1 protein-coding gene is annotated in these 262 nt (G+C 74.8%); it reads left to right on the top strand.

All coding sequences use genetic code 11. The annotated features are described in order from the left end of the window. On the top strand, positions 1-262 hold a 262-nt coding region (locus tag SB660_RS21545; RefSeq protein ID WP_410584449.1), incomplete at both ends, for a S4 domain-containing protein.

Genomic DNA, 262 nt, shown 5'->3' with positions numbered 1-262 from the left:
AAGCACCTCGCCGCCCTGCTCGACTGCTCGCGTGCGGACGCGCGCCAGTACATCGAAGGCGGCTGGGTCCTAGTGGAGGGCGAGGTCGTGGACGCGCCGCAGCATCCGGTGGAGGACGAGTCCGTCGTGCTCGCGCCCGGCGCGCGGCTCGGCGACACGGAGCCGGCGACGCTGCTGCTGCACAAGCCGGCCGGGCTCGACATCGCCGCGGCGATCGCGCTGGCGACACCGGCGACGCGCAGCCCGCTGGATCCGGTCGACC

The organism is Bacillus sp. SIMBA_005 (assembly GCF_046535585.1).
GTDB lineage: Bacteria > Bacillota > Bacilli > Bacillales > Bacillaceae > Bacillus > Bacillus pumilus.
The sequence above is the reverse complement of the archived record's forward strand: the minus strand, read 5'-3'. Positions and strand labels throughout refer to the sequence as shown.